2 protein-coding genes are annotated in these 1,843 nt (G+C 37.1%); one reads left to right on the forward strand and one right to left on the reverse strand.

What is annotated here, in order from left to right; genetic code table 11:
• Positions 1-1,381: TlpA family protein disulfide reductase (locus QVP67_RS00715; RefSeq protein WP_288179749.1), on the forward strand; the 1,381-nt coding region annotated here is incomplete at its 5' end.
• A 187-nt stretch (positions 1,382-1,568) separates the two neighbouring features.
• Here QVP67_RS00715 and QVP67_RS00720 read toward each other — a convergent pair.
• Positions 1,569-1,843: hypothetical protein (locus QVP67_RS00720; RefSeq protein ID WP_288179750.1), on the reverse strand; the 275-nt coding region annotated here is incomplete at its 5' end.

Raw genomic sequence — 1,843 nt, forward strand, 5'->3', positions numbered from 1 at the left:
GTTCCACACCTTTTCCACACTTAAAAGTTTGTGGAAAACTGAAAATTCCACAAAAATTCCACAAATCCAGTGCTTTCAGACAGTTAATTTTGGGGTATTAAAAGCTCTAAAAAACATAGTTAACATGAAAGCATCGATTCTATTTTTATTTTTTTTATGGATGGGTACATTGCCCTTCTATACCAGGAGCGTGAATACTTCTTCTACCACAATAATTACCGATAAGGGGAAAAAAGACAAAAGCTTAGTCAATAAATCGGCTCGTGTTTACCTTTCTATGGATGATTACATTTGTAGTGAGGATCAATGGGTTTACGTTTATGGCTTTAAGGGGTGGATTTCTGGAAATGAAGAAGCCTTTTTTGATTCAGTATTTGTTCCTAAAGGACAACATCACGCAGAGTTTGAATTAAGCATTCCATGTACATTAGATGCTCGATTGTTTTTTTCCAAAAATGGTCCAGATAGGGTTTCATTCGTGATAGAACAAGATTCTTGTTTATCTTTATATGTAGATGAAGAAACACCGCAATATAACGGTTATTGTATAAAGGCTTCAAAAGGAGGCTGTCTGAATAATTTTTTGCATGAATTGGGAGAGGAGCAAAAGAATTACCGTAGGAAGTGCAAAGAATTGGCAGAAAAAGAATCATTGGATAGTATTGAGATTTATAGCAAGAAACGACTGGAGCGTTTGGAAAAAGTGATGGATGAAGCCACTGATTACCCAATACTATACGAATGTTTTGCCATGATTAAATATGGACTTCAAGGAGCAAAGCCGACAAACATGAGTGAAATGTTTAAAAAAGCCGCTCAGAGGTTTGATTGGTATTATGGACTCAAATCCTGGTATTCGCCCGATTCAATCCGTCGTCCATCTTTAGAAGCTCAGAGAGTTGCCAATCGTTTTAAGGAACTGAATAGGAAGAAACGTGAGTGTGAATTATTGAATAAAGAAACTGGTGCTTATATGGAGTTGGCTTTTCAAAATGCAGAAGGACAGGAAATAAGTACCAAAGGTTTGTCTCAACCTTATGTATTGGTTGACTTTTGGGCCAGCTGGTGTAAGCCTTGCCGGCAAGAAATTCCTTATATTCAGCAAGCCTTGTCTCAGTATGGAGATTCATTAGCCATATATGCGGTTTCATTGGACAACAATCGGGATAATTGGCAGAAAGCCATTCAAGAAGATAACACTCAATCTTTTATACAGGTTATAGGGACATTGCGAAATGGTTCCCGTACCCGTTTATTGCGTCAATTGGATATCAAATCTATCCCGACCAATTTCTTACTGGATAAGGAGCGTCGCATTATAGCCAAGGATTTGCGAGGCGATTTATTGATACAGACAGTTGATAGTTTAATGAAACAATGAAATATAATATTTAAGTAGCTTAATTCCTTAACTTTTTTGACTAATAGATTACAATCTATTTATAAACTTGCAAAATTAGAATTTTATCATTTCATTATTATTGTGTAATCAATGATTGTAAAGTTATCGCCCGGCGCATAGAGGGCAGTATCGGCAATCAGAATGACAATACCACGGTATGCTTTGATTAATCCCCAGGGAGAGGTTTTGCACAAAGACTTGCCACGTCCAAGTAATATGTTGGAACTGAAGATGGAATTAGACAAATTGCTAAACCATTAACCAATGAAACCGTTTTTCTATTATACCCAGCACGACCAAATGGACTGCAACAATCTAAGCTTTTTGTAGTAAAGGAACGCCGTGAAACTCTGCATCCTGTGTGGCCTGTCGGACATAAAAAAATTGTATCTTTGCTCTCGAAAAGTGATACACCGACATGAAACTGACGCATTACCTCCT

This window comes from Bacteroides sp. CAG:633, from assembly GCF_000435115.1.
GTDB classification, from domain to species: domain Bacteria; phylum Bacteroidota; class Bacteroidia; order Bacteroidales; family Bacteroidaceae; genus Bacteroides; species Bacteroides ndongoniae.